Below are 26133 nucleotides of genomic sequence, written 5' to 3'. Positions count from 1 at the left end.
GATGAACCGGCTGTGGGCGTTCGGTCTCGTCGCGATGGTTCTGGTTGGAGGCCTCGCCCTCGCCGGACCGGCGGCGGCCCAGCCGGAGGCGGCGAACGCGTCGAGCCCGTCGTTCGGCGAGACCCAGTTCGTCGTCACGGTCTACGAGAACGGCTCGGCACGCTGGACCCAACGGTACAACCAGCCCCTCGCGAACGAGACCCGGACCCAGCAGTTCCGGACCTACGCGGAGCGATTCAACACGGAGGAGACGCCGGTCTACACCGACTTCAGACAGCGGGCGACGGACCTCACCGCCGCCGGCTCGAACGCCACCGGGCGCACGATGAGCGCTCGGGGGTTCACCCACACCGCCGAGGTCACCTCCCAACCGAGCACGACCGGCGTCGTGGAGATGTCCTTCCTCTGGACGAACTTCACCGCGCCGAGCGACGGTGGCGTGACGGTCGGGGACACCTTCGAGAACGGCATCTATCTCTCGCCGAACATGTCGATCGAGATCCGGGCCGGCCCGAACCTCGGGGTCGACTGGTCGTCGGTGGAGCCGACGCCCGACGCCTCGACCAACGGGTCGGGGAACACCTCCGACTCGCTGACCTACTTCGGCGAGACCCAGTTCGCGAGCGGCCAGCCCCGGGTCACGTTCACCGGGTCCGAGGACCCAGTCGGGAGCCAGTCGATGCTCACCTCGCCGCTCCCGTGGGCGGTGCTCACGGTCGCCCTCGCGGTCGTCCTCGGGGCGGTGTTCGTCCGTCGTTCGTCGGGACCGGTGTTCGGCTCGGGGAGTGAAGAGGAGACGCCACCCGCCGAAGCGTCGGCGACGACGGAGTCAGTGACGGACGACGAGACGGGAAACGATGCGGACGCCGACGACCCCGACGATCCGACCACGCCGGCGGTGACGAGCGCCGACCTCCGGAGCGACGAGGACCGGATCGTCGGGCTGCTCGAAGCCAACGGCGGGCGGATGCAACAGACCGCGATCGTCGAGGAGACCGACTGGTCGAAGTCCAAGGTCAGCACCCTGCTCTCGGAGATGGCCGACGAGGGAACCCTCACCAAACTCCGGGTCGGTCGCGAGAACATCGTCAGCCTCGCGGGCCACGAACCCACCGCCACCCGGTCGCCCTTCGACGACGAGTGACCGGGCGAAAACACAACGGTTAAACGGGATTCGTCGTTATCACGGAATGCACTCGGATGCCCGCGACGAACGGGCCGATTGCGCTCCGGTGGTGTAGTCCGGCCAATCATATCACCCTCTCACGGTGATGACCAGGGTTCGAATCCCTGCCGGAGCAGTTCTCCACGTTTTCCCCGAGTCGAACAGCACCAGCGCCATCGCTCTCGGGATACTGACCGGGGGAAGGTGGACCACGGGGAGTGCTGCAACGGTGATGCCACGCAACGCGTCCCTCGCGAGTCCTACATCAACGATCATCAGTTATTGTAATAAGCGTTGTGCATCGACCGGTTCGAACTGGACGGATCTATCGAGTCCTTCGTGCCTCGGTACCGACACTCGTTGCGGATTTATTACAAATGCTGGTATGTCACAGTGTATGACGGGAGACGACCCGCTCGGCTGGGCAGTCTACGACCACCATCGGGACGAATGGGACGAACCGCTGGTCGACCGCGACGGCACCGCGACCCGCGAACAGCCGATCCAGCGGTTCTACTTCGACGCGCGTGACCCCGACCGCGAGGTCGCCGAGTGGGAGGCGTCGTGGCTGTCGGGCCCCGCGCTCGACATCGGGGCGGGTGCGGGCCGCGACACGCTCCACTTCCAGGAAAAATTCGAGACCGTCGCGCTCGAAGTCAGCGAACGGCTCGTCGAGACCATGCGCGAACGTGGTGTGCGGGACGCGCGACTCGGCGACATGTTCGCGCTCCGCGAGGAGTTCGAGCGCGACCGGTTCCGCTCGGCGTTCGCGTTCGGCACCCAGGTCGGCCTCGCGGGGTCGATGCAGGGCCTCCGGCGGTTCCTCGGCGACCTCGCGTTCGTGACGACCCCCGACGGGACGGCACTGCTCCACGGCTACGACCCCGACCGCGAGGCCACTGTGGAAATTCTGGGTTACCGCGCCGACCCGACGCCGGGGCTCGCCCACCGGGTCTACCACACGACCTACCGCGACCAGCACGAGACCTTGCTGTTTCGCCTGTTCAGTCCCGACCGACTTCGAGAAGCCGTCGTCGGGACGGGGTGGCAGGTCGCCGAGGTGCGACGCTTCTCGGCGGAGACGTACGTCGCGGCGCTCGAAAAACGATGACCTTTCGACCTATCGGTAGGCTTCGCGGAGGAAGACGAGCGCCCCGCCGAGCATCGCGAGGTTGCCGAAGAAGGCGAGGCGTTCACCATCCTTCGAATCCTCGTCGGCGTTCCAGAAGTCGTGCATCGTCGCGGTCACGAGGGTGAGGAAGGTGACGACGCCGCCCGTCGCGATCCGCGGGAACCGCCAGAGCGCGAGTCCGAGCCCGCTCGCGACCATCATCCCCGACGCGAACGGCGCGACGAGGTCCGGCATCGGCACCCCCGCCGACTCGGCGTACTCGACGTTGTCCTCCATGTCTCGGAAGTCCTCCGAAGCCTGGAGCGCCAGCCCCAGCCCGAGCACCGTCCGGCCGAGCCGCGATGGGGCCGTCCCATCGCGGTCCGCCTGGGAATCGTCCATATCGCCCACAGTGGTCGATGGTAAAAACCTGTTGCGGACGGGAACCCACCCGATCGAACGGTATGTATCCTGTGCATGGTGTGTGCTACCATGTTAAGGTCCCCGCGGGCATCGCTCCGGTGATGACGACGGAACTCCCCCCGATCGGGCTCGGAACCTCCGGCATGGACGACCCGGACGACTGTCGTGAGAACGTCCGAATGGCGATCGAGGCGGGCTACGAGCACATCGACACCGCGCAGATGTACGGCAACGAGGCGAGCGTCGGCCGCGGGATCGAGGCCGCCGACGTCGAACGCGAGGACGTCTTTCTCGCCACGAAGGTTCACCCCGAGAACCTCGCGTACGACGACGTGATCGAGTCGACGAGGGCGAGCCTCGACGCCCTCGGGGTGGAGTCGGTCGACCTGCTGTACGTCCACTGGCCGACCGACGCCTACGACCCCGAGGCAACCCTCCCGGCGTTCGACGAGGTTCGCGACCGCGGCTGGACCGACCACGTCGGCGTCTCGAACTTCGACCTCGACCTGCTCGCCGACGCCCGGGAACGACTCGACGCGCCGGTCGTCGCGAACCAGGTGGAGATGCACCCCCTGTTGCCGCCGACGGGCGCGATGCTCTCGTACTGTACAAACCACGACGTCGCTCCCGTCGCGTATTCACCGCTGTGTCGGGGTGAGGCCCTCGGGCTCGACGGGGTCATCGCGGTCGCCGAGAAGCACGACGCCAGCCCCGCACGGGTGCTCATCTCGTGGCTCGCCCACCAGAGCGTCCCGGTCGTCACGAAGGCATCGGGGACCGACCACATCGAGGACAACCTCGCTGGACTCGGATTGGGGCTCGACAACGAGGACCGGATGCGTATCGACGGCATCGAGCGGCGGTACCGCCGGTTCGACCGCGACGGCTCGCCGTGGACCTGACGCGACTCGAACGTTTATGCCGGTGCCGACCGAACCCTCGGCAATGATCTACACCCCTCTCCCGGAGCTATCGGCTCGTGATGGCGTCCGAATCGCCGCCCCCCAGTCGAACCGATGACCCTCGGCGACCTCTGGTTTCTGGCCGACGAGGCCGACCAGCGTGCGGCCCAGGCGTATCACGCGCTGACGACCGACTACGACGCCACCCTCGAACGGTCCCGTCACCGTCGCGTCTCCCGCGAGCGCTTCCGCACGCTCGCCGAGCGGATCCGGGCCACCGGCGCACCCTACGGTGCCCACACCATCGTCTACCGACCCTCGGGCGAACTCCTCCTCTGTCGCCACGAGGGCGTCGGGCTCTGGGTGCTCCCCGGCGGTGGAGTCGACCCCGGCGAGAGCTTTCGCGAGACCGCCGAGCGCGAGCTCGCCGAGGAGGCCGGCGTCGAGGCGCGGTACGAGGGACTCGCGCTCGCCACCCGGGTCGAGGTCCGGTGTGACGACCACGCGACCTGGGGTGTGCTCCCGGTCTTCGCGGCCGCCGCCGAGACCACCGAACCCTCGATCGCGGACCCCGACGAGGAGATCTCGGCCGCCGAGTGGTTCGCCGACCTCCCCGCCGACACCCGCGACCGCCAGGACCTGCTCGCCTGGCGCTATCAGGCGCTCTGAGCGACCCGGGTCACTCCGGCCCGTAGACGTTCCCCTGGTTTCGTTCGGCGTTCATCCGCCGGACCGCCGCGCGGGCGTTGCTCGAATCGTAGCCGAAGAGGACGTCCTTGGCGTAGGCGTCGGCCACGTCGGCGGCGTGGATCAGGTCGTCGATCTCGATGTCGGGAGCGTAGAGTTCGACCGAGAAGGGGGTCGCGAGCGCGTCGAGGAAGCCACTGGCGATGATCTCGACCCAGTAGGTCGTCGAGTAGGCCATGTCGTAGAGCGGCACGACGAACTCGTCGACGTGTTCGGCGAGCGCGTCGAGGTCGATCCCCGAGCGCTCGACGAGGTGGCCGGGGTAGGGGTCGGGATGGACCGTGAGGTAGCTCCGCTCGGGGATCCGGTCGGTGGCCTCCGCGACGAACTCGGTGATCACGTTCTCGCGCCACGCGAACCGGTCGTCGAACGCGCTCTCCTCGAACAGCCGGGTGCACCGCTCGCAGAAGCAGTACTCGGGTCGGGGAAAGCCCACGTCGTCGAGGCGGACGTCGCCGCTCACCGCGCCGACGTCCGCGATGGTTTCGAGCAGCCCCTCGCGGTAGTCGGGATGGGTCGGGCAGACGTACGACCAATCGAAGTAGCGCCGCTCGCGGGTGGCGGGTTCGCCCGCGTCGCTGACCGGCACGACGTCGGGGTTCGCGTTCGCGATGGCGTTGTCGGCGTGACACGAGACCATGCTCACCGCCTCGGCGACGGGTTCGTTGGTCCGGCCGCTCACCGACTTGACCTCGAGGAACTGTCGGTCGAACTCCGGCCACTCGACCTCCTCCGGGTTGCGTGTGACGACCCCGAACATGGTGGCCGTGGGTGGGCGGTGCGGGTAAGCGATTCGCTCCGCTACTTCAGGCCGGCGGCGACGACGACCAACCCGAGGAGCAGCCCGCCGACGAGCAGGACGCCGCCCCCGATCGCGTAGAGCTCGGTGGCAGTCCACCGGAGTTGCTCCCCGTAGCGCATGATCCCCGCCGAGACCAGAAGCGTGAGGCCCGACCCCACGAGCGTCGTCACGAAGTCGAAGCCGAACCGATTGCCTGAGTTGGCCATGGACGACCCAACTTCGGGGCGGCCTTCGGGGTTGAGCAGGCGGATGCAGGCATCGCTGGTCGGTCCAACAGGGGTCGTGCAGTGATTCTCCCGGTGACACTACGACCAGCGCAGCTTCTTGTGGTCCCTCGTCCTACGGGGAGTGCCGTGCCGACCATCGAATGTAACGGGGCGAGCCTCTACTACGAGGAGTACGGGACCGGTCGGCCTATCGTCTTCCTGCACGGGGCGTGGGCCGGGCTCAGATACTTCGAACCACAACTGAACGGGCTCGCCGACGAGTATCGGACGACGGCGTTCGACTTCAGGGGCCACGGGCGCTCGGAGAAGACCGACGCGGGGCACACGCTCGCACAGTACGCTCGCGACCTCCGTTCGTTCCTCGACGGTCGGGACCTCCACGACGTCGTCGTGGTGGGGTGGTCGATGGGCGCGCTCGTCTCCTGGGAGTACGTCGCGCAGTTCGGTACCGACCGGATCCGGGCGCTGGTCGACGTCGACATGGAGCCGTCACCGCTCGGGTCGGACGACCGGTGTCCCGACGACCGGGAGCAACTCCGGGAGCTGCACAGCGCCATCCAGTCCGACCACCTGGGTCTCGTCGAGCGAAGCATCGAGCAACTGCTCAAGAACCCCCCATCGCCGGCGATGCGAACCACGATGTTCGACGAGGAGTCGCGCTGTCCGCCGCCGATAAAGAGCGCACTGCTCCCGGAGCTCCTCTGCGATTATCGGGACGTGCTGTCCACAATCGACGTACCGACCCTGGTGTGTGCCGGTGCGGACGAGAAACATCGGCGTGTCGCCAGCGTCGAAGCGGTCGCGGAACTCGTCCCGGACGCCGAGTTCGAACTGTTCGCGGAGAGCGGTCACTGCCCGACGCTCGAAGAGCCCGAGCGGTTCAATCGGGTCTTGAGCAAGTTCGTCGAGTCCCTGTGAGGAACGAGGTCGGGTATCGGTCGGACTGAAGACGTCAGACGGAGATGTGGTCGGCGAGCTGTTCGCGGACGATGGTCTCGCAGTAGACACAGCGCACCCCGTCGTCGAGCACCGCGAACCGCGAGGCGACGGGTTCACCCTCGGTGGAGATGCAGTTGCGGTTCGGACACGACAGCACGCCCTCGACGAAGTCGGGCCGTTCGACCCGGTTCTTCTCGGCGACCGCGAACCCGCGGATGATGTTGATCGACGCGGCGGGCGCGATCAGCGAGATCACGTCGACCTCGTCCTGACTGAGTTCGCGCCCCTCGATCTTCACGACGTCCTTGCGACCCAGCCGGTCGGAGGGAACGTTCATCCCGACGCTCACGACCTCGTCGGTCGAGCTGTCGATACCGAGGATCGCGAGCACGTCGGGCGCGTGGCCGCCTGCGATGTGGTCGATCACGGTCCCGCTCTCGATCTTGCTGATCCGGAGTTCGTGGGCCGGCTGGTCGGCCCCGTGGTCGCCGCCTCGATCACCGTCCGTCGGATCGTTCACGACTGTCCTCCATCGAGCAGGAGGTCGAGCAGCGCCATCCTAACTGGGACCCCGTTGTGGGCCTGTTCGAAGTAGTGGGCGTGCTGGGTCTCGTCCACGTCCGGGGCGATCTCGTCGACCCGCGGGAGCGGGTGCATCAGGGTGAGGTCGTCGCGCGCGGCGTCGAGGCCCGCGGCGTCGATCCGGTACTCGCCCGCGACCTGGCGGTACTCGTTCTCGTCGGGGAAGCGCTCGCGCTGGATCCGGGTGACGTAGAGCACGTCGAGCTCCGGGAGCACGGTGTCGAGGTCGGTGTGTTCCTTGACGTTCGCGCCCGCTTCGTGGAGGTCGTAGCGCACAGAACGCGGAAGGCGAAGGCTCTCGGGGCTGATGAAGTGCTGACGGGCGTCGAACTTCGTGAGCGCGTAGGCCAGCGAGTGCACGGTTCTACCATACTTCAGGTCGCCCATGATCCCCACCGTGAGGTCCGAGAGGCCATCCGTGTTCTCGCGCATCGTGTAGAGGTCGAGGAGGGTCTGGGTCGGGTGCTGGCCCGCGCCGTCGCCCGCGTTGATGAGCGGGACGTCGACGAACTCCGCGGCCATCGTCGCCGCGCCCTCGCTCGGGTGGCGGAGCACCAGCGCGTCGGCGTAGCCCTCGGTGACGCGCACCGTGTCGGCGAGGCTCTCGCCCTTGGCCGCGCTGGAGGATTCGACCGAGCCCATCCCGAGCGCGTCGCCGCCGAGGCGCTTGATCGCCGATTCGAAGCTCATCCGCGTGCGCGTGCTCGGCTCGAAGAAGAGGAGGCCGAGCAGGGTCCCGGCGTGGCGCGCGCGGTCCGGTGGCGAGCGCTCGATCTCGGCCGCGCGGTCACACACCGTCTCGATGTCCGCGCGCGAGAGGTCCTTCGCGCTGACGACCTGGTCGGTGTCGCCGTCCGCGAGGCTCACGACCAACCACCGTTGCGCCGCTCGGGCTCTGCCATCGTTACCAGCAGTCGGTTGGCCTGAGGACTTGTATCTATTGGGCTGACCTGTTCGGCACAACCGCGCCAGTCAGAACGCTTCGAGCGGGAGGTCGTGCCGCCGAAAGAGGGATTTGGCCTTCTCGAATTCCTCACCTGTATAGGAGAGATACCGTGACGGCAACATCACGTATCGTTTTTTCACTGTGCCTGCCGCTGAATAGGAGACGACGAACCGCGGCCGTGTCACCGCCGAACCCTCGATCGGCTCGATGGCGACGACCGAATCGAGCGGAATTCGGCGGGCAGTCGTGAATCCCCGCACGGAGTTGGAGAGCCGGCCGCCAGCGATGAGGACTACGAGTAAACCCAGCCCCACGAGTAGCGTTCTTCGATCCGCCGAGAGCAGTGCGATCGGGAGGGAGCCCAAGCCGAGAACCATCCCTCCGAAAACGAGCTTGTTCCCTTCGTAATACCGCTTGAACAGCCCGCGCCAGCTCGACGTCAATCGTAGCTCGCCGGCCTCGCTATCGAGCACGCATCGGCCGCGCTTCGTCCGGAAGCTTGTCGCCTCCTCGTCCATTCCCAGTACCCGCACGCGGGTTCGGTTTGTATCCTTCGGCGTCCAGAGACTCCTCGTGCTTCGATAGTCAGTCCTGACAACAGCTGCCGATGCGGTCGCCGAAGTCCACGTCGAGGTCGGTCCCGATGGCGGTGTTGAGACGTTCGAGCCGCGCGTCGAGTTCCTGCTGGGCCGCGAGGTAGGCGGCCATCTCGGGGAGGGAATGGAGTTCGCGCTGGGCGGCCAGGAGGGTCTCGCGGTCCTCCTCCGTGGCCTCGCCGATCTGGCGGGCCTGGACGAACCCGTCGCGGAGGCGCTCGAACTCCCGGACCCGCTCCTGAGCTTCGGGGCTCTCCTCGACGGCGGTCTTCGTCTCGACGTAGCGCTCGTACTCGTCGGTCGCGGCGATCGCCGCCCCGAGGTCGCCCGCGACCGCTTCCGGTGACCGGGTGGTGGGGTCGATGCCGGTCTCGACGTCCGAATCCGTGCTCATCGTTCGATCACGGGCCGTCCACCGCTTCAGTCTGACGGTGGCGGAGGTGACTATCTCATCCTGCTTTCGACCCACGCCACGATATCGGCCAGTTCGTCCCGCCCGATCCCGTGGGCGGACCCGTACTGGTTGGATTCGACGTCGGCCCCCAGCTCCCGGAGGCGGTCGGCGGCGGCCTCGGCGCGTTCGGTCGGGATCACCTGATCCATCGTTCCCGACCCGACGAACACCGGCTTCCCCTCGATGCCCGCCGGCTCCATATCGGCGTGTGAGTCCGCGAGGTAGCCGTGGAGCGCCACCACCCACGCGAACCGCTCGGGGTGTTCACAGAGGAGCGCGAGGCTCGTGATCGACCCCTGACTGAAACCGAGCAATCCGATTCGGTCCGGATCGAGGTCGTAGGTCTCGATGGCGGCATCGATGCTCTCGGAGACCGAGTCGAGGCTTCGGTGGAACTCCTCCTGGTTCGGTTGGCTTCGATGGAGGTCGCCGTCGGGCATCTCGAGTTCGTACCAGGTGTAGCCCCCCATCAACCGATCGGGCGCACGGAGGCTGACGACGGCGAGTTCGTCGGGGAGGTGCTGGGCCACGGGTAAGAGGTCCTCCTCGTCGGCCCCACGGCCGTGGAGGACGAACACCGCGGGTGCGGGGCCGTCGGTAGGACTGTCGGGCTCGGCGTAGACGTGTTCGAGCGAGAGGTCGGCCATACCAGGTGTAGGCGGGCGGACGGTTTCAATCCCCGAGTGACGTCGACGTCACGGGCCGACCGATTCGCCCATGGAAACACCGAGATTAAACGTCATGACACCCAATCCATCCCAATGAGCCACACCGAGCCATCGGAGGGCGACCTCACCCGAACCGGGATGTCGCTCAAACACGACCGCGAGTGGGACTACGAACTCGAACGGATCGTCGAGGCCGTCGAGGAGCGCGACGCGAAGAAGGTCGGTCTCCAGTTCCCCGAGGGGCTGAAACGCCGCGGCCCCGCCGTGACCGACGACCTTCGGGACCTCCTCCCGGACGACGTGCGCGTGATGCTCTCGGGCCAGCCGTGCTACGGGGCCTGCGACCTCGACACCTTCCTGATGCGCCGCACAGATGTCTTCGTCCACTTCGGCCACTCCCCGATGAAGGAGTCGGACAAGATCATCTACGTCCCGCTCTTTTCAAATGTGGACGTCGAACCGATCATGACCGACGCGCTCGACGAACTCCCCGAGGAGGACGTCGGGCTCGTCACCACCGCTCAGCACATGAACAAGTTCGAGGAGATGCGCGAGTGGCTCGAAGCCCGCGACTTCACCGTGCACACCCGCCGTGGCGACGAGCGCCTCACTCACGAAGGCCAGGTCCTCGGCTGCAACTACGCCTCGGCCGACATCGATGCCGACCAGATCCTCTACGTCGGCGGCGGCAAGTTCCACCCCCTCGGGCTGGCGATGGAACACCCGGAGAAGAAGGTCGTCATCGCCGATCCGGTGAACAACGCCGTCTCGGTCGCCGATACGGAGAAGTTCCTGAAACAGCGCTATGGTGCTGTGCACCGCGCGATGGACGCCACGAAGTGGGGCGTCATCTTCTGTACCAAGATCGGCCAGGGTCGCTGGGACCAGGCCGAGCAGATCGTCGAGGAGAACGAGAACGCCTACCTCATCACGATGGACGAGGTCACGCCCGACAGACTCCGAAACTTCGACATGGATGCGTTCGTCAACACCGGCTGTCCGCGGATCACGACCGACGATGGCCCGCGCTTCCACAAGCCGATGTTGACTCCTGGGGAGTACGAGATCGCCGTCGGCAACGAACCGCTCGAAGACCTCGAGTTCGACACGTTCCACGGCACCTGGTAACGCTCAAACCGACCGATAAGCGGTCGCCGGTCAGTATTCGACCGTTCGCTCCCGGGATTCCCGTACCTCGTCTTCAGCCGATCCGTCGACCTTCAGCCGTCGTTCACACGACGGGCAGGTCCGGTCGTTCGGCGAGACCTGCGCTCCACAGAGGTCGCAGAACACCACCCCGTTCCGTATCTCGTAGTGATACTCCGTCTCGACTTCGCCTTCGTCCGTGGAAGCGTCGTCGACAACGGAAATTCCCCGCGCTCGGAGGGCCGCCCGCGCCGCCCGAACGTCGTCGTTAGTGAGGAGCGTGAGCGTGGTTTCGGTTTCCGTGTCGTCCGCCGCCGAGAATCCCCGAGCGGAGAGCCACCGTCGGATCCAGGCGTCGAATCGAGCCAGACGACCCGACGCGCCGTGCGTGAGCCGTAGTTCCCGACCGTCCTCGTCGAGCGTGACACGCTCGATGGTCGAGAGTTCGATCCGCGTGTTCCGGGTCCGTTCCCGGAGGAACTGAACGAACCCGAGTACGACGAAACCGAACGAGAGGGCTGCGACCGTCCCAGCCGCGGTCCCGAGCGCCATCGAGACCTGATAGACCGCGAACAGCGGGGTCAGCACGAACCCGAGCAATTTGCCGAGCGCGACGACCCGCTGTCGACGGTCGCCGGTGTGCCATCGCGTTCGCTGCCCACGAACGAATCGCCCCGGAGAGCGTTCGATCCGGAGCGCCTCGTCGCCGACCGACGCCGTCCCGTCGACGGTTCGAAACGACCCCCAGCCGCCGTCCATGGTTCCAGCACCACCTCGGGATAATTAACTGTACTGCCCGATTGCATGATTCATCGGTTCGTTCGTTGGTCGACGTGATGCCCCTTCACGCCCTTCGTCGTATCGAGCTTCGGCTTCGTTCGGGCGAAAGCGTATTGCAGTGGTCGTGCTCGGTGTGTCCATGCCCGGCGCACGCGTCGCGAGCGGCGAGCAAGTCACCCTTCGTACCGTCGAGCAGGAGGACGTGCCGTTCCTCCAGCGTGCGGCGGCGAACCCCGAACTCCGCTACCCGCTCGGCAACTCGCCGAAAAATCGCGAGCAGTTCGAGATCCCCAAGGAGGACGACGGTACGGACCGATTCCTCGTCTGTCTCGACGGCGACGACGCGGGACCGGGATCACCGGACGAGGACGACGTCCGACGGATCGGCGGGATGACAGTCAGGGACGCCGACTGGCGACGTCCCGAACTCGGTTACTGGCTGATCCCCGAGGTCCACGGCGAGGGCTACGCGACGGAGATGGTCTCACTGGTGGTCGACTACGTGTTCCGGACCTACGACCATCCCGCGGTCGGAGCGGGTGTCTACGCGTTCAACGACGCTTCTCGGGGGCTTCTGGAATCCCTCGGTTTCGAAGAGGAGGGACGAATCAGACGGGATCGGTTCGTCGACGGCGAGTACATGGACAATATTCGGTATGGGTTGCTTCGGGAGGATTGGTGCGACCGAATTGAGTGACCTTCGCACTAAGTCACGGAATCCACAAAGTGACGATCACTGATCCGTCTACGGCGATTCCCGATACAACTGAGAACCGCAAGCCACGTGCCTCCCCAGCCGACTGCGCTTCTCGCTCGCTCCGCTCGCTGCGATGCTCATCCCTCGCACGCCGATTCGTGGTCGCGCGCTCACGTCCGTTCGCGCACGACCGCGAGCGCGCGCCACCGCACTCGGGTCAGGGACAACATTCGAAAAGAGTCGATGAAGTCGGTGTCTGCCGGTCGCTTCAGTTCTCGATCGTCTCGATCTCCTCGTCGGTGAGGTCGATTTCCGAGGCGGCGACGTTCTCTTCGAGGTGGTCGACGCTGCTCGTTCCCGGGATCGGGAGCATAACAGGAGAATGCTGGAGCAACCACGCCAGCCCCACTTGGTACTCCGTCGCGTCGTGGTTGTCGGCCACTTCGTTGAGCCCGTCGAGCTCGCCTGAGCCGAGCGGGGCCCACGGGATGAAGCCGATGTCGTTCTCCTCACAGTATTCGAGGACCTCCTCGTCCTCACGGTCGCCGATGTTGTACTGGTTCTGGACGGTTGCGATCTCGACCACGTCGCGGGCCTCCTCGATCTGCTCGACGGAGGCGTTCGAGACGCCGACGTGTTTGACCTTGCCCTCGTCCTTGAAGTCCGCGAACGTCCCGACGGCGTCGGCGTAGTCGACGTCGGGGTCGGGCCGGTGGTACTGATAGAGGTCGATCTGGTCGACCTGGAGTCGGTCGAGACTCCCGAGGATCGCGTTCCGGAGGTAGCCCGGCTGGCCACACTTGGGCCACGAACCGTCGCGGTCGTCGCGCCAGAGGCCACCTTTGGTCGCCACGAAGGCGTCGTCGTAGGGCGCGAGCGCCTCGCCGATCAGGCGCTCGGAGACCGCCGGCCCGTAGGAGTCGGCGGTGTCGATGAAGTCGACGCCGAGGTCGGTCGCGCGGTGGAGGACGTCCTTCGCCGCCGCCTCGTCCTCCGGCGGCCCGATGATGTCTTCTCCTGTGAGTCGCATCGCGCCGAAGCCGAGTCGGTGAACCGTGTCCTCGCCGCCGATGTCGAACGTGTCGCTCTGGTTGTTCGTTGCCACGTCCCGGAAAACGAATGGAACACGATAACCTCTTTCGGCACCGGCAGTCGAGACGGCCGGGGGATTAGAACCGCCGAAGAGATCAGAACCCGCGGCGGTACTGGTCCGGCACCGGGGCCTCCTCGGACTGGTCGAGCGTGTCGGCGGCGTGGAGCGAGAAGTAGGGGTCACGAAGGTGTTCGCGCGCGAGGATCGCGAGGTCCGCGCGGTCGTTGCGAACGATCGCATCGGCCTGTTCGGCGGTCTCGATCCCGCCGACCGCGCCGATCGCGATGTCGCTCTCCTTCTGTTCGCTGATGTGCTCGGCGTAGGGCACCTGGTAGTTCGGCCCGGAGTGGGGGACTTCCTGAGCGGGGTCGGCCCCGCCGGCACTCACGTCGAGCAGGTCCGCGCCGGCCTCGTAGAGCACGTCCGCGAGCCGTGCGGACTGGTCGGGGTCCCACGATTCCTGCCCCTCGATCCAGTCGGTCGCCGAGATACGAACGAAGACGGGTTTGTCGTCGGGCCAGACCTCGCGCACCGCCTCGGTGACTTCCCGAACCAAGCGCGCGCGGTTCTCGAAGCTGCCCCCGTAGTCGTCCTCGCGGTGGTTCGTGACCGGCGAGAGGAACTCGTGGAGGAGGTAGCCGTGGGCCGCGTGGACCTCCGCGACCTCGAAGCCGGCGTCGAGCGCGCGTTCGGCGCTCTCGCGGAAGGAGTCGATCACGCCCTCGATGTCGTCCTGGTCGGCCTTCTTCAGCGGCGGGGACTCCTGGTCGCCGTAGTCCCACGCGTCGTCGCTCGGTGCGAGCACCTCCCAGCCACCCTCGTCGGGCTGGAGCGGGTCGTGCCCCTCCCACGGCCGGCTCGTCGCGGCCTTCCGACCGGCGTGAGCCAGCTGGATCGCCGGGACCGACCCCTGGTCGGCGATGAACTCGGCGGTCGGCGCGAGCGCTTCGCCGTGCTCGTCGCTCCAGATGCCGAGGTCCTCGGGCGATATCCGCCCACGAGGTTCGACGGCGGTGGCTTCGGTCATCACGATGCCGGCCCCGCCGACCGCGCGACTTCCCAGATGAACGAGATGCCAGTTCGAGGCCATCCCGTCACGGTCTTCACACGAGTACTGACACATCGGCGAGACCATCACCCGATTCCGGGCTTCGGTCTCGCGCAACGAAAGCGGCGTAAACAGGTCCTCCGTCATCGATTCCGCGTAGCCGCCGACCGCGAAAAACGGTGACGGAACCGGAGGAAACCTAGGCCGTTTCGGGTACCGGTAATCCAGTCGCGAAGACCGTGGATCGACGTCATCGCGACGGTCCGAGGCTGTCGATCGTGCTGTGGATTTAAGACGGTAGCACGACACGTTCGTACGGTATGTCACAGCACGACGATGACGGGACATCGACGGTAACGGATTCACCAGCGAGCGAACTCGCGGATCGGGAGCCGAAAACCCGATCGGGAAGCGACCGACGAACGTTTCTGAAGGGATCGGCCGTCGCACTCGGGGCGGGGGCACTCTCGATGAGCGCCGGCCGCGCGTCCGCCTGGGACGACGAACGCGAGCGGATCGAGCGGGTCGACACGGCCACCAGTAGCGACGGGATAGTGGCGGCGAGCGATCCGCGGGCGGTCACGGCCGGCACCGACGTGCTCGACGCGGGCGGCAACGCGGTCGATGCGGCGGTCGCGGTCCAGTTCGCGCTCAACGCCGTCCAGCCCCACACATCGGGCCTCGGCGGCGGCGGGTTCATGGTGGTCTACGACGCCGAGGAGGACGAACTCTACTCGATCGACAACCGCGAGCGCGCACCCTTCGGTGCGACGCCCGACATGTTCCTCGACGACGGCGAGCCGATCCCGTTCGAGACGCGCATCACCCTCGGCCAGGCGGTTGGAGTCCCCGGAACGTTCAAGGCGTGCGACGTCGCGCTGAAACGCTTCGGCACCCGCGAGGTCGAAGAGCTGATCCAGCCTGCCATCGACCTCGCCAACGGAGCCCGGGTCGACGACTACCTCGCTCGCACGATCGCCGAAGAGTATGGTAAATTCAACGACGCCGCCCGCGCGGTGTTCGCCCCCGGCGGCGAGCCGCTCGACGTCGGCGACGACCTCGTCCAGCCCGACCTCGCGTCGACGTTCGAGACGATCGCCGACGAGGGCGTCGGCGCTATCTACAAAGGGGAGATCGGCGAAGCGCTCGCCGAGACCGTCCAGGAGAACGGCGGGAGCATGACCACCGCCGACCTCGGGGCGTACAACGTCACGATCGACACCCCGGAGTACGTCGAGTACGGCGACGTCACGGTCCGAACCCAGCCGCTGCCGAGCTCCGGCGGGCTGACGATCGCTCAGATCCTCTCGCTGCTCGAACCGCTCGACCTCGGCCAGTACGACCGGCAGTCGATCGAGGTCTACCAGCGGCTCGCCGAGGTCTTCAAACTCGCCTACGCCGACCGCGGCGAGTACATGGGTGACAAGCAGTTCGTGGACGCGCCGTGGCAGGGGCTGCTGGACCCGGAGTATCTCGACGAACGCCGCGGGATGATAAACTACGAGCAGGCGACCCCCGGGACGCAGGAGCCCGGCGACCCGTGGAGCTACCAGCCCGGGTCACCCTACGCCATCGACCCGCTCACCCTCGACGACGTGGGGGCGATTCAGGATGCGCCGCGCCCGTCGATAGCGAACCCGCTCGGGAGTACGACCCACTTCACCACCGCCGACGCGGATGGCAACCTCGTCTCGTGGACGAGCACTATCGAGCAGCTGTTCGGGAGCGGGCTGATGGTGCCCGACTACGGGTTCATGCTCAACAACGAACTCACCGACTTCGACGCCCAGCCTGGCGGGCCGAACGAGGTCCAGCCGTTGAAACGCCCGCTCAGTTCCACGAGCCCCACCATCGTCTTCCGGGACGGCGAGCCGTTTTTGACTGTGGGCTCGCCCGGCGGCACGACCATCATCACGACGGTCGCGGAGGTGATACTCAATCTCGTGGCGTTCGACATGGACCTCGCGGAGGCGGTCGCCGAGCCGCGCTTCTACGGCAACTCCGGGCCGACGGTCTATCCCGAAGCCTCCGTTCCCGAAGAAGTCCAGGACGGGCTTCGCGAGCGGGGCTACGATGTCTCGCCCTTTACGACGCTGGGTAACGTGATGGCGATCCAGATCGATCAGCAGACAGGTGAGTACACCGGGGCGGCGGACTTCCGGAACGGCGGGGTGGCATACGGGCCCTGAAGACTGGTCAATCGCTCGTCACACACGACATCGTAAACGTGTTGACCGGGAGTCGGCCCGTGCGACGCTTGCTGGCTGGAACGGCGTGAGGACCTCGGCGACCGAATGATCGATGTTAGTCGAGGCAGAGCGACTCACCCGTCGAGGTACCACTCCCACGTTCGGTACAGGGCGTACGGAACGGTGATGAGAAGCGACACGAGGAAGAGGTCGTACGCCATGCTGTTCGGAACCGAAAGGAAGTAGCGAACGAACGATTCCTGGGTGAGAGCCAGTTCGACACCGCTGAAACCGACGTAGAGGAGTAGATACGCCAACGCGATGTACGGAACCAGCGACACCCACTCCCGGACCTGCCAGCGTGGTGGGAGATATTTCATACAATACAGACGAGTTCTAAAAATATAAAACCTCGCAGCCGACGACGATGTCGTCTCGTCATTTGCACCGTCGTGGCGCTACGTCTCGAAGGAGTTCCGAAGCCCCTCCGCCACCACCTCGATCGCGTCACGGCTCCGGTCGATGACGTCGGTCATGCTGATGAAGCCGTGGATCATCCCCTCGAAGTGCTCGTGTTCGACCGCCACGCCCGCGTCGCGGAGGCGGTCGGCGTAGGCATAGCCCTCGTCGCGGAGCGGGTCGAACCCACCGGTGATGAGCGTCGCCGGGGGAAGGTCCGCGAGGTCGCGGGCGAGCAGTGGCGCGGCGTACTCGTTGCGGGCATCGGTCGCGCGCGGGATGTACCGCTCGTAGAACCACGCCATGTCGTCGCGTTCGAGGAAGTAACCCTCGCCGTTCTCCGCGTAGGAGTCGAACTCGTGGAGCGGGGGCGAGGCGACCGCCGGGTAGATCAGCGACTGGTGACACAGGTCGGGGCCACCCTGGTCGCGCGCCATGAGGCTGACGGCGGCGGTGAGGTTGCCGCCGGCGCTGTCGCCGCCCACCGCGATCCGATCGGGGTCGCCGCCGATCTCGGGCGCGAACTCGGCGGCCCACTCGGTCGCGGCGTAGCAGTCCTCGACCGCCGCCGGGAAGGGGTGTTCGGGCGCGAGCCGGTAGTCCACCGAGAGCACGAGGCAGTCGGCCTCGTTGGCGATCCCGCGACACACCGCGTCGTGGGTGTCGAGGCTCCCGATGACCCAGCCACCGCCGTGGAAGGTCACGAACACCGGGAGCGGGCCGTCGGCGGCCTCGGGGGCGTAGAGCCGCACCGGGAGCGGACCCGCTGGCCCCTGGATATCGAAGTTTCGAACCTCCCCGACGGGCTCGGGGTCGGCCGCGGAGAACAGCTCTTCGAGCTGGTCGCGTGCGGTCTCGACCGAGACACCGTAGGTCGGTGGCGCGCGCTGTTCGTCCAAGGTATCGAGCAGCGCACGGACTTGGGGATCGAGTTCCGAGGACATCGTGCGTGATCGACGGTCACCAGCGACTTAATCCCCGGCGACGGCCCAGACGGATCTCCAAACGCTTTCCTCGTCGCGGTCGGTAGGTCGTACCCGATGAGCTCCGTGAGTGCGCTGGCCCAGCAGCTCGCCGTGGTCGCCGGCTTCGAGAACCCGCGGGTCTCGCTCGAACAGTACCGGACCCCGCCGGAGCTGGCCGCCCGCCTCGTCCACGACGCCGACCTCCAGGGCGACATCGAGGACCGGCTGGTGGTCGACCTCGGGACGGGGACCGGGATGCTCGCGCTCGCGGCCGCGCTCCGCGGCCCGACCGGTGTCGTTGGCCTCGACGTCGACATCGACCCGCTCCGGACCGCGGTCGAGAACCGCCGTCGGGTCGGCACCGCGGCGGACGTCTCGTGGGTTCGGGCCGACGCCACCGACGCGCCGCTCGACCCATCCGACCGTACGACCGTCGTGATGAACCCCCCGTTCGGTGCCCAGAACGACAACGCCCACGCCGACCGCGAGTTCCTCGCGGCCGCCGCCCGCCTCGGCGACGTCTCCTACTCGGTCCACAACGCCGGGAGCCAGACGTTCGTGGAGTCGTTCGCCGCCGACAACGACGGCACAGTTACGAGGAAGTTCCGTACCGAACTCGACCTCCCGAACCGGTTCGCGTTCCACGACGAGGAGACGCGCACCATCGACGCCGAGCTGTTCCGTATCGAGTGGGACTGAGCCGTCGGTCTCGGTTCACGGCTCCCGTGCCGGTGGTCAGTGGTTGTGCAGCAGGTCGAGCGCACACCGAAGCTGGTCGCCCCGGTCGGCGTCGGTTTCGAGGATCTCCCTCGACCAGTCGACACCGTCGTATTCGAGCGCGGAGACCGTCCGCCCGGTCAGGAGCACCAGTCGTTTCGTCGCGTCCGGTTCCCGGGACGAGCGCCCGTCGAGCGGGGCCGTCCCGAGCGAGATAACCGACTCGACGTCGGGCTGGGCGCGGATCCGGTCGACGTCCGGCCGTTCGAGCGGTCTGGAGGGAATCGAGGTGCGGTCGTACACGGTCGTTCCTCTCGATAGGGCTCGACCGTTCTATTCCTTCGGGTTGCCTGCGCAACGAGTACAGGTCGATACGGAGTTTTGGTGACATATCATTTGTATGTTTCGCGGCTGGCCACCCGGACTCTGGTTCCGTCGACGGCGACGAACAGGTCACCGCCGGTCCGGTCGAAGCTCAGGCCACCCGCACGGGCGGTCGTCCCGTTCGCGGGGAGTTTCACGCGGTCGACGGTCTCGTTCGCCCGAGAGACCACGACCCCGAAGCCCTCGCGGCGCGGGACGACCGAGACGTTCCGGTTCGCGACCGTGACGTCGGCGGTGGCCGGACCCGAGAGATAGGCGAGTCGGCTGTCGTTGCCACGACCGAACCGGACCTTGTAGGCGTGGCCGCCGCCGATCGCCTTCCAGCCGGTTCGGGAGACGTGGACCGACTCCCGCCAGCCGAGGCCGCCGACGCCGACCGTGGCACAGCCGGCGAAGGCGAGCCGTGACTCCTCGACCCCGGTGGTCCAGAGGCTCCGCTGTCCGCTCTCGACGATCACCCCGCTCGCGTTCACCGTCGTCGACTCGCCGAACGCCGACACGTCGACCACCGAGACCATCCGGTTCGTGACGTTCTCGGCGTAGTAGACCGTGTAATCCCGGACCTGAACCCGGTCCATCGTTCCGGTGGCGGACCCGTCGTCTTGGGCGAGCGCTGTTCCGGTCGCGGTGGTCGTCGTGAGGTTCACGGGAACCGCGGGCGCGGCGAGCACCGCGAGCGCGAGCAGGAGCACCATCGCCGCCCCTGCACGGCGCTCGATGCCGACGATTCGACGGACGTGTCGGACACCCCGGACACCCCTGGCCCGACCGGGAGTTGCGACGCTCGCCGCGACGAGCAACGCGAGCGCGAACACCAGCGCCACCCCGAGGGCTCGAAAGAGGACGAACTGGCCGTTGCCGCGGAACCAGTAGACCGCCCAGAGCGACTGCCCGATGGCGAACACCAGCGTGCCGAGCCAGAGTCGCCCCGCCGACGGCAGCCGTTCGCGTCGGCGGAACACCGCGACCCCGATGACGACTCCTGCCAGTAACCCGAGGGCGTGGGCCTGTATCGCGACCGTCGCCCACCACGGGAGCCCGTAGCCGCCACCGCTCGCGCCCGTCTCGACCACCGGGTTCCGGAGCGCGACGTACACCTGCTGGATCACCCCGCTCGCCGCGAACACCACCACGGTGGCGAGCGGGTAGCGAACCAGCGTGAACCCCGCGAACGCGAACACCACACCCGAGAAGCCGATGATCGGTCCGATCGAGAACAGGCCGGTGAACAGCCCCACTGCGACCGCGGCGACGGGCACGGCGAGGATTCGAGCACGGGGACTCGTCACGAACGCGTCTTCGGCTCGGGCGCTCGGAACGGCCGAGCCCCGAGCCCGGTCGCGCGTCGGCGGGTAGTGGCCCCACGCGTACTCCGCGAGCGGCGCGAGCGCGAGCGTGCCGACGAGGTTGCCCACGAGGTGGCTCGGGCCGACGTGGGCGAACGGCGCGACGGCCATCCCCAGCGGGTAGCGGTACGACCACGCACGGAACGGGAGCGAGACGGGGTTTCCCCACGACGTGAGGCCGCCCTGGACGACCAGGTAGACCGCGAGGACGAACCCCACGGTCAGAAGCGACCCCCACGGGATACCGTAGACGAACCATGCCTGGAGGTGCTCGCCCCAGCGCTCGTCGTCGAGACGCGCGACCGCGACCACCGACCCCACGACCGCGAGCACCAGGACAATGCGTGCGAGCACCGCCCACGGCGAGGTCATACCGACGACTGGACAGCGAGGGGTTTCACTCTGTCGCGCGCCGGGATTCGTCAGGTTGAAGCGCGCGACGACGAAGGAGGTGTATGGACCTCCGCGTCATCGAAAACGACGACACCGAACTCTCGATCGAGATCGCTGGCGAGGACCACACGTTCATGAACGTCCTCAAGGGCGCGCTCCTCGAAGTCGAGGGCGTCTCCGCCGCGACCTACGACATGAACCCCGAGCAGTCGGGTGGCCAGACCGACCCGATACTCGTGATCCGAACCGAACCCGGAACCGCCCCGCTCGACGCGCTCGAAGCCGGCACCGAGCGGGTCAACGACATGACGACGGCCTTCCACGAGGCTTTCGAGTCCGCAGCGCCCGCGGCCTGAACACACCGCTTCCCCCTTTTCACCGTTTCCAGAGCAGTCGCTGTGTCCCAGCTCGCTTTTCGGACCCGTCAGCCGCCGAGCGGTGCAGTCGGCGGACGCGGGGTGCAGCACGGTTACGGTCGGGCTGTGCGGTGGCGGTGTGGTTGCTGTCGGTACGGTGGCGGACGGTTGGCGCGCGCTGGCGGTCGTGCGCGAACGGACGTGAGCGCGCGGCCGCGAACACTGTGCGAGGGATGAACGAAACGAGCGAAGCGAGTGAAGTGAATCGGCTGGGGAGGCTCGTGGCTGTCGCGTGGTGGTTAGCGGTGCGGTCTCTCGTTTGCAACGGGTTACTCGCGGTCGTCGCCGACACACCATCTCCGCCAAAATCAGGAATTCGCTTCGGACCAGTCAGTAGAGCCGTTCGGTCGCGATCGCCGCGCCCTCGACCAGTGCACCGAGTTTCGCCCACGCGATCTCGGGGTTGACCATTCCCAACCCGGCCTGGGTCCCGAAGCCACAGTCGGGGGCCGCGACGAGCGGGGTGTCGTCGTCGACCGCGTTCGCGACGCGCTCCAAGCGGTCGGCGATCGTCTGCGGGTGGTCGATGATGTTCGTCTTCACGTCCACCACGCCGGGCACGAGCGTCCAGCCGTCCGGGACCGGGTGTTCGGCGAACGCACGGTACTCGTGCTGGTGGCGGGGGTTGGCCTGCTCGATGCTCAGCCCCGTGATGTCGGCTTCGTAGATGACCGGCAGCATCTCGGCGAGGTCGGCGTCGAGGTGGCCGGGGCCCTCGTAGCTCCCCCAGCAGGTGTGCAGCCGGACCTGCTCGGCGGGGACGTTTTCGAGCGCGCCGTTGAGCGCCTCGACGTTCCGGCGCGTGACCTGTTTGACGTCCTCGATGGACGCGTCCGCGAGGGCTTCGGTCTGGCCGGCGGTGAGGAGTTCCGGCGCGTCGATCTGGAGGGTGAGCCCGGCGTCGGCGACGATCTCGTACTCTTCCTGCATCGCGTCGGCGGCGGCGGTGAGGTACGCCTCGTGGGTGTCGTAGTAGTCGTTGACGTGGGTCGCGGTGACGACGCTCGGCGAGGCCGAGGTCATGAACGTGTCCTCGAAGTCGGCGTCGGTGTCGGCGAGGGCGGCCCGGAAGCCCTCGATCTCGGCTTCGGCCTCCTCGTGGCCGGTGTACTCGATCGCGTCGGCGACGACCGGCTGCATCGCGAGGTCGATCACGTCCGTTCGGAAGGTCTGGTCGGCGTAGTCGGGGTAGTCCTGGAGGTCCGCCCAGAGCTCCTGTTCGCGTTCCCCCTCGATACCGCTGAGGCGGTCCTTGACGTACCAGTTGAACGAGACCCGGGACTGCTCGCCGTTGTTGGCGATGTCGAGCCCCGTCTCGGCCTGGCGTTCGACGACGTCGCGCGTGGCGTCCGCGACGGTCGTCTCCCACTCCGTTTCGTCCACCGCCTCGCCGTCCTGGCGGTCGGTGAGGAGGTCGAGCAGCTCCGGGGGCCGCGGCAGGCTCCCGACGTGCGTCGTCCGGATCCGACGGTCGTCTCCCATGTATTCACTCGGGTTATCGAAGCGCGTGTTGATGTAACCAGCGGTACTTGTCCCTCGGGAGATCAGGTCTCGTCGGGGCTGTCGAGCACGTCCTTCAGCGGCGGGGCCTCGTACTCGGCGAACCGGTCGAGGAGCGCTTCGGGGTCGTTCTCGACGATGACCATCGCCCGGTGGGCCGGGCTCACGAACTCCTCGGTCACCTGATGGTCGAAGAACGCCGCGAGGTCGGCGTAGTAGTCCGCGACGTTCAACAGTCCACACGGGTTGTCGTGGAGCCCGAGCTGGGTCCAGGTGAGGACCTCGGTGAGCTCTTCGAGGGTGCCGAAACCGCCGGGAAGCGCGACGAACCCGTCGGCGAGGTCGACCATCCGCTGTTTTCGCGCGTGCATCGAATCGACGACGTCGAGTTCCGTGAGCCCGTCGTGGGCGACCTCGGCATCGACGAGCGACGCCGGGATCACGCCGTGGGCCTCGCCACCCGCGTCGAGCGTCGCGTCCGCGACCGCACCCATCAGTCCGACGTCGCCACCACCGTAGACCAATCCGATCCCACGGTCCGCGAGCGTTCGCCCGAGTTCCGTGGCGGCGTCTCGATACGCCGGTCGGGCACCGATACTCGATCCGCAGTAGACACAGAGACGGTCCATGTCCACCGTTTTCGCCGGGAAACGAAGTGCCGTCTGATCTGCTGTGGCTCGTTCCGAGCGGGAAGGTTTACCCCGCCGGAGCGAGTTGGGTCCCCTATGGCAGGACTCATTCAGCGAACCGCGGAAGCGATCGACGACATGTGGCGATCGATCTGGGGCGGTTCGAGCCGTCTCGAGAAGGTAATCATCGCCGTGTTCCTCCTCGTGACCGGGCTCGCGATCCCGGTGATCCCGATCGTCTGGCTGGCGCGCCTCGTCGCGAACTGAGCCGCCCAGGCGCACGGCCGGCACGAGCAACCCGGTATCTTTTCGAGGAAACGGACCGCAGTGTGGTATGACCGAACTTGTAGCGGACCGAACGGCCGTCGTCACCGGCGCTGCGAGCGGGATCGGCCGCGGGATCGCGCTCTCGCTCGCCCGCCACGGCGCGGCCGTCGTCGTCGCCGACATCCGCGAATCCCCCCGAGAGGGCGGCGCGCCGACCCACGAGCGGATCGAGGACGAAACCGAGGGCCGTGCGACGTTCGTCCACTGTGACGTGACCGAACGTGAGGAGATAGTCGATGCCGTCGAGGCCGCCGAGGAATTCGGCGGGATCGACGTCATGGTCAACAACGCCGGCTACAGCCGGGACGAGGCGTTCACCGACGTCGACGAAGACGCGTACGACGACATGATGGACGTGAACGCGAAGGGAACGTTCATGGGGGCGCAGGTCGCCGCGGAGCGGATGGCCGAGACGGGTGGCGGAAGCATCATCAACGTCTCCAGCGCCGAGGGCCTCCAGGGGATCGGCGACCACCCGACCTACGGCACGTCGAAGGGTGCCGTCCGGACGCTCACGTACTCGCTCGCCGACGCGCTCGCGCCCGACGTCCGGGTCAACGCGATCCACCCGGGACTGATCGAGACGACGATGACGACCGAGGACACCCCGATGATCGGCACCGACGACGAGGACGAGTTCCGGGAGAAGATCGCGCTCGACCGCGTCGGCCAGCCCGACGACATCGGCCGAGCGGCGGTGTTCCTCGCGAGCGACCTCGCGGGCTACGTCACCGGCGAATCGCTCGTCATCGACGGCGGCATGACGAGCACCATCTGACCGGCCACGGACTCGGTCCGAAGGGTGTTGTCGGTCGCGGGCGACGCGCTCAGTCGTCGTTCTCCGTGGTCCCCTGGTCGCTCGTCGTTCCGTCCGCGGACCGGTCGCGACCGAAGATGACCGTCTCCTCCTGGAAGAGAAGGTTGCCGTACTGCTCGCGGAACGACTTCGCGAGCCCGACGACCGCGACGAGGCAGACGATGGCGAACGGGCCGCCGGTGATGATCGCGGCGGACTGGAGCGCGTCGACGCCGCCGATGACCATCAGCACCGACGCGACCGCACCCAACATCAGCCCCCAGAAGACCCGGATGACCGTCGAGGGGTGCTCCTCGCCGCCGGTGGTCATCATCGAGACGGCGAGCGTCGAGGAGTCCGCCGACGTGATGAAGAAGGTCGTGACGAGCACGAGAAAGCCCGCCAACAGGAACATGCCGCCCGGGAGCGCGCCGTAGAGCACGTAGCCCGAGACCGACTCGCCGAGCCGGTTGATCGGTCCGAGGAGATTCGCGCCGCCCGAGTGCTGGAGCCAGACGCCGGTGCCGCCGAGCACGATGAACCACGGCGTGGTCGCGATCCCGGTCGCCCCGATCCCGGTGAAGGCCACTTCACGAACGGAGCGCCCGCGCGAGATCCGCGCGATGAACAGCCCCGCGAACGGCGACCACGCGAGCGGCCACGCCCAGTAGAAGACCGTCCAGGCGTTCGCCCACTCGCCGTTGCTCGCGGTGTCGATGAAGAGGCTCATCGCGACGAAGTCGGTGACGAACCCACCGAGCGCGTCGGTTCCGAGCTGGAGGACGAACCACGTCGGCCCGATGACGAGCGTGGCGACCAACAACACGGCGAACAGCCCCATGTTGAAGTTCGAGAGCCGGCGGATGCCCTTGTCGACGCCGAGCACCACCGAGAGAGTGAAGACCACCGTCATGGTGGTGATGACGACGACCGTCCCGACGTCCCCGACTTGGATGCCCCACTGGAACCGGAGGCCGGTGAGGAACTGGCTCCCGATGAACCCGAGCGAGGTCGAGACGCCGCCGAGGGTGGCGAAGACGGCGACGATGTCGATGAGCTTCGCCCAGTAGCTGTCGGCGACGTTCTCCGCCCCGATGAACGGCGTGAGGACCGAGGAGACGCGCAACGGTGCGCCGTGGTTGTAGACGTAGTAGCCGATCCCGAGCCCCATCACCGTGAAACACGACCACTGGGTCAGCGCCCAGTGAAACATCGAGTACTGGACCGCGATCGGCATCGCGGCGGCCGACGCGTCCGCCACGCCACCGTAGAGCGGCGGGACGGTCGCGTAGTGGAGCAACGCTTCGGCCGGTCCCCAGAAGACGATGCCCGCGGCGAGCCCCGCCGAGTACATCATCGTGAAGTAAGAGACGAAACTGTACTCCGGCGGGTCGTCGCCGAACCGGAGGTTCCCCCACGGCCCGAGGATGAGGAAGAACAGGAACGCGACGAAGAACAGCATCACGATGAGGAAGGCCCAGTTGAAGTGCGCGAGCACGAACCCGTTCGCGCCCGAGACGAGGTCGGCGGCGGTCTGGGGGGCGAGCGCGAAGAGGACGACGAACAGCAGGGTGAGCCCCGCGCCGAACGCGAAGACGACCGGCTCGACCTCGTCGACGAACGCCGCGACCGGCCCGGATCCGTCGGACCGGCTCATCGCGACCGTGCCTCCGTCCGCCATCTAGT

Annotated in this window: 30 protein-coding genes and 1 tRNA gene; 13 read left to right on the top strand and 18 right to left on the bottom strand. The window is 67.1% G+C overall.

From position 1 onward, the window contains the following. Window position 1: 1 nt before the first annotated feature. The 3 genes from GT355_RS05860 to GT355_RS05850 all read left to right on the top strand — a co-directional run bounded on the left by GT355_RS05860 (window position 2) and on the right by GT355_RS05850 (window position 2276). Entirely contained in the window at window positions 2-1144 is a 1143-nt protein-coding gene (locus GT355_RS05860) for a helix-turn-helix transcriptional regulator (protein ID WP_160133743.1), read from the top strand. Between the two features lie 82 nt (window positions 1145-1226). Continuing rightward, window positions 1227-1301: transfer RNA gene (locus GT355_RS05855), tRNA-Glu, on the top strand. 261 nt (window positions 1302-1562) lie between these two features. Continuing rightward, window positions 1563-2276 (top strand): class I SAM-dependent methyltransferase, encoded by a 714-nt coding sequence (locus GT355_RS05850; protein WP_160133742.1) that lies wholly within the window; start codon window positions 1563-1565, stop codon window positions 2274-2276. 9 nt (window positions 2277-2285) lie between these two features. Here GT355_RS05850 and GT355_RS05845 read toward each other — a convergent pair whose 3' ends face one another. After that, window positions 2286-2678, bottom strand: coding sequence for a DoxX family protein (locus GT355_RS05845; protein ID WP_160133741.1), 393 nt, complete (start codon window positions 2676-2678; stop codon window positions 2286-2288). A 122-nt stretch (window positions 2679-2800) separates the two neighbouring features. Between GT355_RS05845 and GT355_RS05840 the strand changes: the two genes are divergently transcribed. Beyond that, window positions 2801-3601 (top strand): aldo/keto reductase, encoded by an 801-nt coding sequence (locus tag GT355_RS05840; RefSeq protein WP_160133740.1) that lies wholly within the window; start codon window positions 2801-2803, stop codon window positions 3599-3601. A gap of 114 nt (window positions 3602-3715) precedes the next feature. Then, window positions 3716-4270 carry an NUDIX hydrolase gene (locus GT355_RS05835; protein ID WP_160133739.1) on the top strand — a complete coding sequence of 185 codons (555 nt, stop codon included), beginning with the start codon at window positions 3716-3718 and terminating at the stop codon, window positions 4268-4270. Between the two features lie 10 nt (window positions 4271-4280). Here the strand turns inward: GT355_RS05835 and GT355_RS05830 are convergent, their stop codons facing one another. Both GT355_RS05830 and GT355_RS05825 read right to left on the bottom strand, forming a co-directional pair. Further along, a complete protein-coding gene (locus tag GT355_RS05830) occupies window positions 4281-5108 on the bottom strand; it encodes a hypothetical protein (protein WP_160133738.1) in 828 nt (275 codons plus the stop codon). Window positions 5109-5149: 41 nt separating this feature from the next. Beyond that, window positions 5150-5356 carry a hypothetical protein gene (locus GT355_RS05825; RefSeq protein ID WP_160133737.1) on the bottom strand — a complete coding sequence of 69 codons (207 nt, stop codon included), beginning with the start codon at window positions 5354-5356 and terminating at the stop codon, window positions 5150-5152. 147 nt (window positions 5357-5503) lie between these two features. Between GT355_RS05825 and GT355_RS05820 the strand changes: the two genes are divergently transcribed. After that, a complete protein-coding gene (locus GT355_RS05820) occupies window positions 5504-6295 on the top strand; it encodes an alpha/beta fold hydrolase (protein WP_160133736.1) in 792 nt (263 codons plus the stop codon). 34 nt (window positions 6296-6329) lie between these two features. Here GT355_RS05820 and pyrI read toward each other — a convergent pair whose 3' ends face one another. From pyrI to GT355_RS05795, 5 genes are all read right to left on the bottom strand, one after another. Continuing rightward, window positions 6330-6836, bottom strand: a complete 507-nt coding sequence (gene pyrI, locus GT355_RS05815; RefSeq protein WP_160133735.1) for an aspartate carbamoyltransferase regulatory subunit — start codon at window positions 6834-6836, stop codon at window positions 6330-6332. Further along, a complete protein-coding gene (gene pyrB / locus GT355_RS05810) occupies window positions 6833-7765 on the bottom strand; it encodes an aspartate carbamoyltransferase (protein WP_120070713.1) in 933 nt (310 codons plus the stop codon). The genes pyrI and pyrB overlap by 4 nt, the downstream gene beginning before the upstream one ends. Before the next feature lie 105 nt (window positions 7766-7870). After that, a complete protein-coding gene (locus GT355_RS05805; RefSeq protein WP_160133734.1) occupies window positions 7871-8362 on the bottom strand; it encodes a hypothetical protein in 492 nt (163 codons plus the stop codon). A gap of 67 nt (window positions 8363-8429) precedes the next feature. Beyond that, on the bottom strand, window positions 8430-8834 hold the full coding sequence (locus tag GT355_RS05800) for a YlbF/YmcA family competence regulator (RefSeq protein ID WP_160133733.1): 405 nt from the start codon (window positions 8832-8834) through the stop codon (window positions 8430-8432). Between the two features lie 50 nt (window positions 8835-8884). Continuing rightward, a complete protein-coding gene (locus tag GT355_RS05795; protein WP_160133732.1) occupies window positions 8885-9541 on the bottom strand; it encodes an alpha/beta hydrolase in 657 nt (218 codons plus the stop codon). 114 nt (window positions 9542-9655) lie between these two features. Here GT355_RS05795 and dph2 point away from each other — a divergent pair, with 114 nt between their 5' ends. After that, window positions 9656-10690, top strand: a complete 1035-nt coding sequence (gene dph2, locus GT355_RS05790) for a diphthamide biosynthesis enzyme Dph2 (protein WP_160133731.1) — start codon at window positions 9656-9658, stop codon at window positions 10688-10690. 30 nt (window positions 10691-10720) lie between these two features. Here dph2 and GT355_RS05785 read toward each other — a convergent pair whose 3' ends face one another. Continuing rightward, window positions 10721-11467: a zinc ribbon domain-containing protein gene (locus GT355_RS05785; RefSeq protein ID WP_160133730.1), complete on the bottom strand. Its 747-nt coding sequence runs from the start codon at window positions 11465-11467 to the stop codon at window positions 10721-10723. 160 nt (window positions 11468-11627) lie between these two features. Between GT355_RS05785 and GT355_RS05780 the strand changes: the two genes are divergently transcribed. Continuing rightward, a complete protein-coding gene (locus GT355_RS05780; RefSeq protein WP_160133729.1) occupies window positions 11628-12185 on the top strand; it encodes a GNAT family N-acetyltransferase in 558 nt (185 codons plus the stop codon). A gap of 268 nt (window positions 12186-12453) precedes the next feature. On the opposite strand, the gene GT355_RS05775 is transcribed toward GT355_RS05780, so the two are convergent. Continuing rightward, a complete protein-coding gene (locus tag GT355_RS05775; RefSeq protein ID WP_160133728.1) occupies window positions 12454-13290 on the bottom strand; it encodes an aldo/keto reductase in 837 nt (278 codons plus the stop codon). 82 nt (window positions 13291-13372) lie between these two features. After that, a complete protein-coding gene (locus tag GT355_RS05770; RefSeq protein ID WP_160133727.1) occupies window positions 13373-14473 on the bottom strand; it encodes an NADH:flavin oxidoreductase/NADH oxidase in 1101 nt (366 codons plus the stop codon). 173 nt (window positions 14474-14646) lie between these two features. On the opposite strand from GT355_RS05770, the gene ggt reads away from it, so the two are divergent. After that, the gene (gene ggt, locus GT355_RS05765; RefSeq protein WP_240145724.1) at window positions 14647-16515 is read left to right on the top strand and encodes a gamma-glutamyltransferase; all 1869 of its coding nucleotides are present in this window, start codon (window positions 14647-14649) and stop codon (window positions 16513-16515) included. A gap of 134 nt (window positions 16516-16649) precedes the next feature. Here the strand turns inward: ggt and GT355_RS05760 are convergent, their stop codons facing one another. Then, on the bottom strand, window positions 16650-16895 hold the full coding sequence (locus tag GT355_RS05760) for a hypothetical protein (protein WP_160133726.1): 246 nt from the start codon (window positions 16893-16895) through the stop codon (window positions 16650-16652). Between the two features lie 78 nt (window positions 16896-16973). Then, window positions 16974-17918, bottom strand: a complete 945-nt coding sequence (locus GT355_RS05755) for an alpha/beta hydrolase (RefSeq protein ID WP_160133725.1) — start codon at window positions 17916-17918, stop codon at window positions 16974-16976. A 96-nt stretch (window positions 17919-18014) separates the two neighbouring features. On the opposite strand from GT355_RS05755, the gene GT355_RS05750 reads away from it, so the two are divergent. Continuing rightward, the gene (locus GT355_RS05750; RefSeq protein WP_160133724.1) at window positions 18015-18638 is read left to right on the top strand and encodes an METTL5 family protein; all 624 of its coding nucleotides are present in this window, start codon (window positions 18015-18017) and stop codon (window positions 18636-18638) included. Window positions 18639-18674: 36 nt separating this feature from the next. Here the strand turns inward: GT355_RS05750 and GT355_RS05745 are convergent, their stop codons facing one another. Next, window positions 18675-18959: a DUF7964 domain-containing protein gene (locus tag GT355_RS05745; RefSeq protein ID WP_160133723.1), complete on the bottom strand. Its 285-nt coding sequence runs from the start codon at window positions 18957-18959 to the stop codon at window positions 18675-18677. An 89-nt stretch (window positions 18960-19048) separates the two neighbouring features. Further along, a complete protein-coding gene (locus GT355_RS05740) occupies window positions 19049-20758 on the bottom strand; it encodes a rhomboid family intramembrane serine protease (RefSeq protein WP_160133722.1) in 1710 nt (569 codons plus the stop codon). 83 nt (window positions 20759-20841) lie between these two features. Here GT355_RS05740 and GT355_RS05735 point away from each other — a divergent pair, with 83 nt between their 5' ends. Continuing rightward, the gene (locus GT355_RS05735) at window positions 20842-21135 is read left to right on the top strand and encodes a DNA-directed RNA polymerase subunit L (RefSeq protein WP_120070732.1); all 294 of its coding nucleotides are present in this window, start codon (window positions 20842-20844) and stop codon (window positions 21133-21135) included. Window positions 21136-21525: 390 nt separating this feature from the next. Here the strand turns inward: GT355_RS05735 and GT355_RS05730 are convergent, their stop codons facing one another. Both GT355_RS05730 and GT355_RS05725 read right to left on the bottom strand, forming a co-directional pair. Further along, window positions 21526-22677 (bottom strand): cobalamin-independent methionine synthase II family protein, encoded by a 1152-nt coding sequence (locus GT355_RS05730; RefSeq protein ID WP_160133721.1) that lies wholly within the window; start codon window positions 22675-22677, stop codon window positions 21526-21528. Window positions 22678-22739: 62 nt separating this feature from the next. Further along, entirely contained in the window at window positions 22740-23324 is a 585-nt protein-coding gene (locus tag GT355_RS05725) for an LOG family protein (RefSeq protein WP_160133720.1), read from the bottom strand. A 96-nt stretch (window positions 23325-23420) separates the two neighbouring features. Here GT355_RS05725 and GT355_RS17975 point away from each other — a divergent pair, with 96 nt between their 5' ends. Beyond that, a complete protein-coding gene (locus GT355_RS17975) occupies window positions 23421-23591 on the top strand; it encodes a hypothetical protein (RefSeq protein ID WP_192927967.1) in 171 nt (56 codons plus the stop codon). A 67-nt stretch (window positions 23592-23658) separates the two neighbouring features. Continuing rightward, complete coding sequence (locus tag GT355_RS05720) at window positions 23659-24429, top strand: SDR family oxidoreductase (protein ID WP_160133719.1); 771 nt, start codon at window positions 23659-23661, stop codon at window positions 24427-24429. Between the two features lie 49 nt (window positions 24430-24478). On the opposite strand, the gene GT355_RS05715 is transcribed toward GT355_RS05720, so the two are convergent. Then, on the bottom strand, window positions 24479-26104 hold the full coding sequence (locus tag GT355_RS05715; RefSeq protein WP_192927966.1) for a BCCT family transporter: 1626 nt from the start codon (window positions 26102-26104) through the stop codon (window positions 24479-24481). Window positions 26105-26133 lie beyond the last annotated feature (29 nt).

The sequence above is a fragment of the Halococcus salsus genome, assembly GCF_009900715.1.
Classification (GTDB): Archaea; Halobacteriota; Halobacteria; order Halobacteriales; family Halococcaceae; genus Halococcus; species Halococcus salsus.
The sequence above is the reverse complement of the archived record's forward strand: the minus strand, read 5'-3'. Positions and strand labels throughout refer to the sequence as shown.

What these genes read in the sequence shown, in the direction of transcription:
- GT355_RS05860 (WP_160133743.1), top strand. Translation starts at nt 2, where the DNA reads ATGAACCGGCTGTGGGCGTTCGGTCTCGTCGCGATGGTTCTGGTTGGA.
- GT355_RS05850 (WP_160133742.1), top strand. Translation starts at nt 1,563, where the DNA reads ATGACGGGAGACGACCCGCTCGGCTGGGCAGTCTACGACCACCATCGG.
- GT355_RS05845 (WP_160133741.1), bottom strand. Translation starts at nt 2,678, where the DNA reads ATGGACGATTCCCAGGCGGACCGCGATGGGACGGCCCCATCGCGGCTC.
- GT355_RS05840 (WP_160133740.1), top strand. Translation starts at nt 2,801, where the DNA reads ATGACGACGGAACTCCCCCCGATCGGGCTCGGAACCTCCGGCATGGAC.
- GT355_RS05835 (WP_160133739.1), top strand. Translation starts at nt 3,716, where the DNA reads ATGACCCTCGGCGACCTCTGGTTTCTGGCCGACGAGGCCGACCAGCGT.
- GT355_RS05830 (WP_160133738.1), bottom strand. Translation starts at nt 5,108, where the DNA reads ATGTTCGGGGTCGTCACACGCAACCCGGAGGAGGTCGAGTGGCCGGAG.
- GT355_RS05825 (WP_160133737.1), bottom strand. Translation starts at nt 5,356, where the DNA reads ATGGCCAACTCAGGCAATCGGTTCGGCTTCGACTTCGTGACGACGCTC.
- GT355_RS05805 (WP_160133734.1), bottom strand. Translation starts at nt 8,362, where the DNA reads ATGGACGAGGAGGCGACAAGCTTCCGGACGAAGCGCGGCCGATGCGTG.
- GT355_RS05800 (WP_160133733.1), bottom strand. Translation starts at nt 8,834, where the DNA reads ATGAGCACGGATTCGGACGTCGAGACCGGCATCGACCCCACCACCCGG.
- GT355_RS05795 (WP_160133732.1), bottom strand. Translation starts at nt 9,541, where the DNA reads ATGGCCGACCTCTCGCTCGAACACGTCTACGCCGAGCCCGACAGTCCT.
- dph2 (WP_160133731.1), top strand. Translation starts at nt 9,656, where the DNA reads ATGAGCCACACCGAGCCATCGGAGGGCGACCTCACCCGAACCGGGATG.
- GT355_RS05785 (WP_160133730.1), bottom strand. Translation starts at nt 11,467, where the DNA reads ATGGACGGCGGCTGGGGGTCGTTTCGAACCGTCGACGGGACGGCGTCG.
- GT355_RS05780 (WP_160133729.1), top strand. Translation starts at nt 11,628, where the DNA reads ATGCCCGGCGCACGCGTCGCGAGCGGCGAGCAAGTCACCCTTCGTACC.
- GT355_RS05770 (WP_160133727.1), bottom strand. Translation starts at nt 14,473, where the DNA reads ATGACGGAGGACCTGTTTACGCCGCTTTCGTTGCGCGAGACCGAAGCC.
- ggt (WP_240145724.1), top strand. Translation starts at nt 14,647, where the DNA reads ATGTCACAGCACGACGATGACGGGACATCGACGGTAACGGATTCACCA.
- GT355_RS05760 (WP_160133726.1), bottom strand. Translation starts at nt 16,895, where the DNA reads ATGAAATATCTCCCACCACGCTGGCAGGTCCGGGAGTGGGTGTCGCTG.
- GT355_RS05755 (WP_160133725.1), bottom strand. Translation starts at nt 17,918, where the DNA reads ATGTCCTCGGAACTCGATCCCCAAGTCCGTGCGCTGCTCGATACCTTG.
- GT355_RS05750 (WP_160133724.1), top strand. Translation starts at nt 18,015, where the DNA reads ATGAGCTCCGTGAGTGCGCTGGCCCAGCAGCTCGCCGTGGTCGCCGGC.
- GT355_RS05740 (WP_160133722.1), bottom strand. Translation starts at nt 20,758, where the DNA reads ATGACCTCGCCGTGGGCGGTGCTCGCACGCATTGTCCTGGTGCTCGCG.
- GT355_RS05735 (WP_120070732.1), top strand. Translation starts at nt 20,842, where the DNA reads ATGGACCTCCGCGTCATCGAAAACGACGACACCGAACTCTCGATCGAG.
- GT355_RS05730 (WP_160133721.1), bottom strand. Translation starts at nt 22,677, where the DNA reads ATGGGAGACGACCGTCGGATCCGGACGACGCACGTCGGGAGCCTGCCG.
- GT355_RS05725 (WP_160133720.1), bottom strand. Translation starts at nt 23,324, where the DNA reads ATGGACCGTCTCTGTGTCTACTGCGGATCGAGTATCGGTGCCCGACCG.
- GT355_RS17975 (WP_192927967.1), top strand. Translation starts at nt 23,421, where the DNA reads ATGGCAGGACTCATTCAGCGAACCGCGGAAGCGATCGACGACATGTGG.
- GT355_RS05720 (WP_160133719.1), top strand. Translation starts at nt 23,659, where the DNA reads ATGACCGAACTTGTAGCGGACCGAACGGCCGTCGTCACCGGCGCTGCG.
- GT355_RS05715 (WP_192927966.1), bottom strand. Translation starts at nt 26,104, where the DNA reads ATGAGCCGGTCCGACGGATCCGGGCCGGTCGCGGCGTTCGTCGACGAG.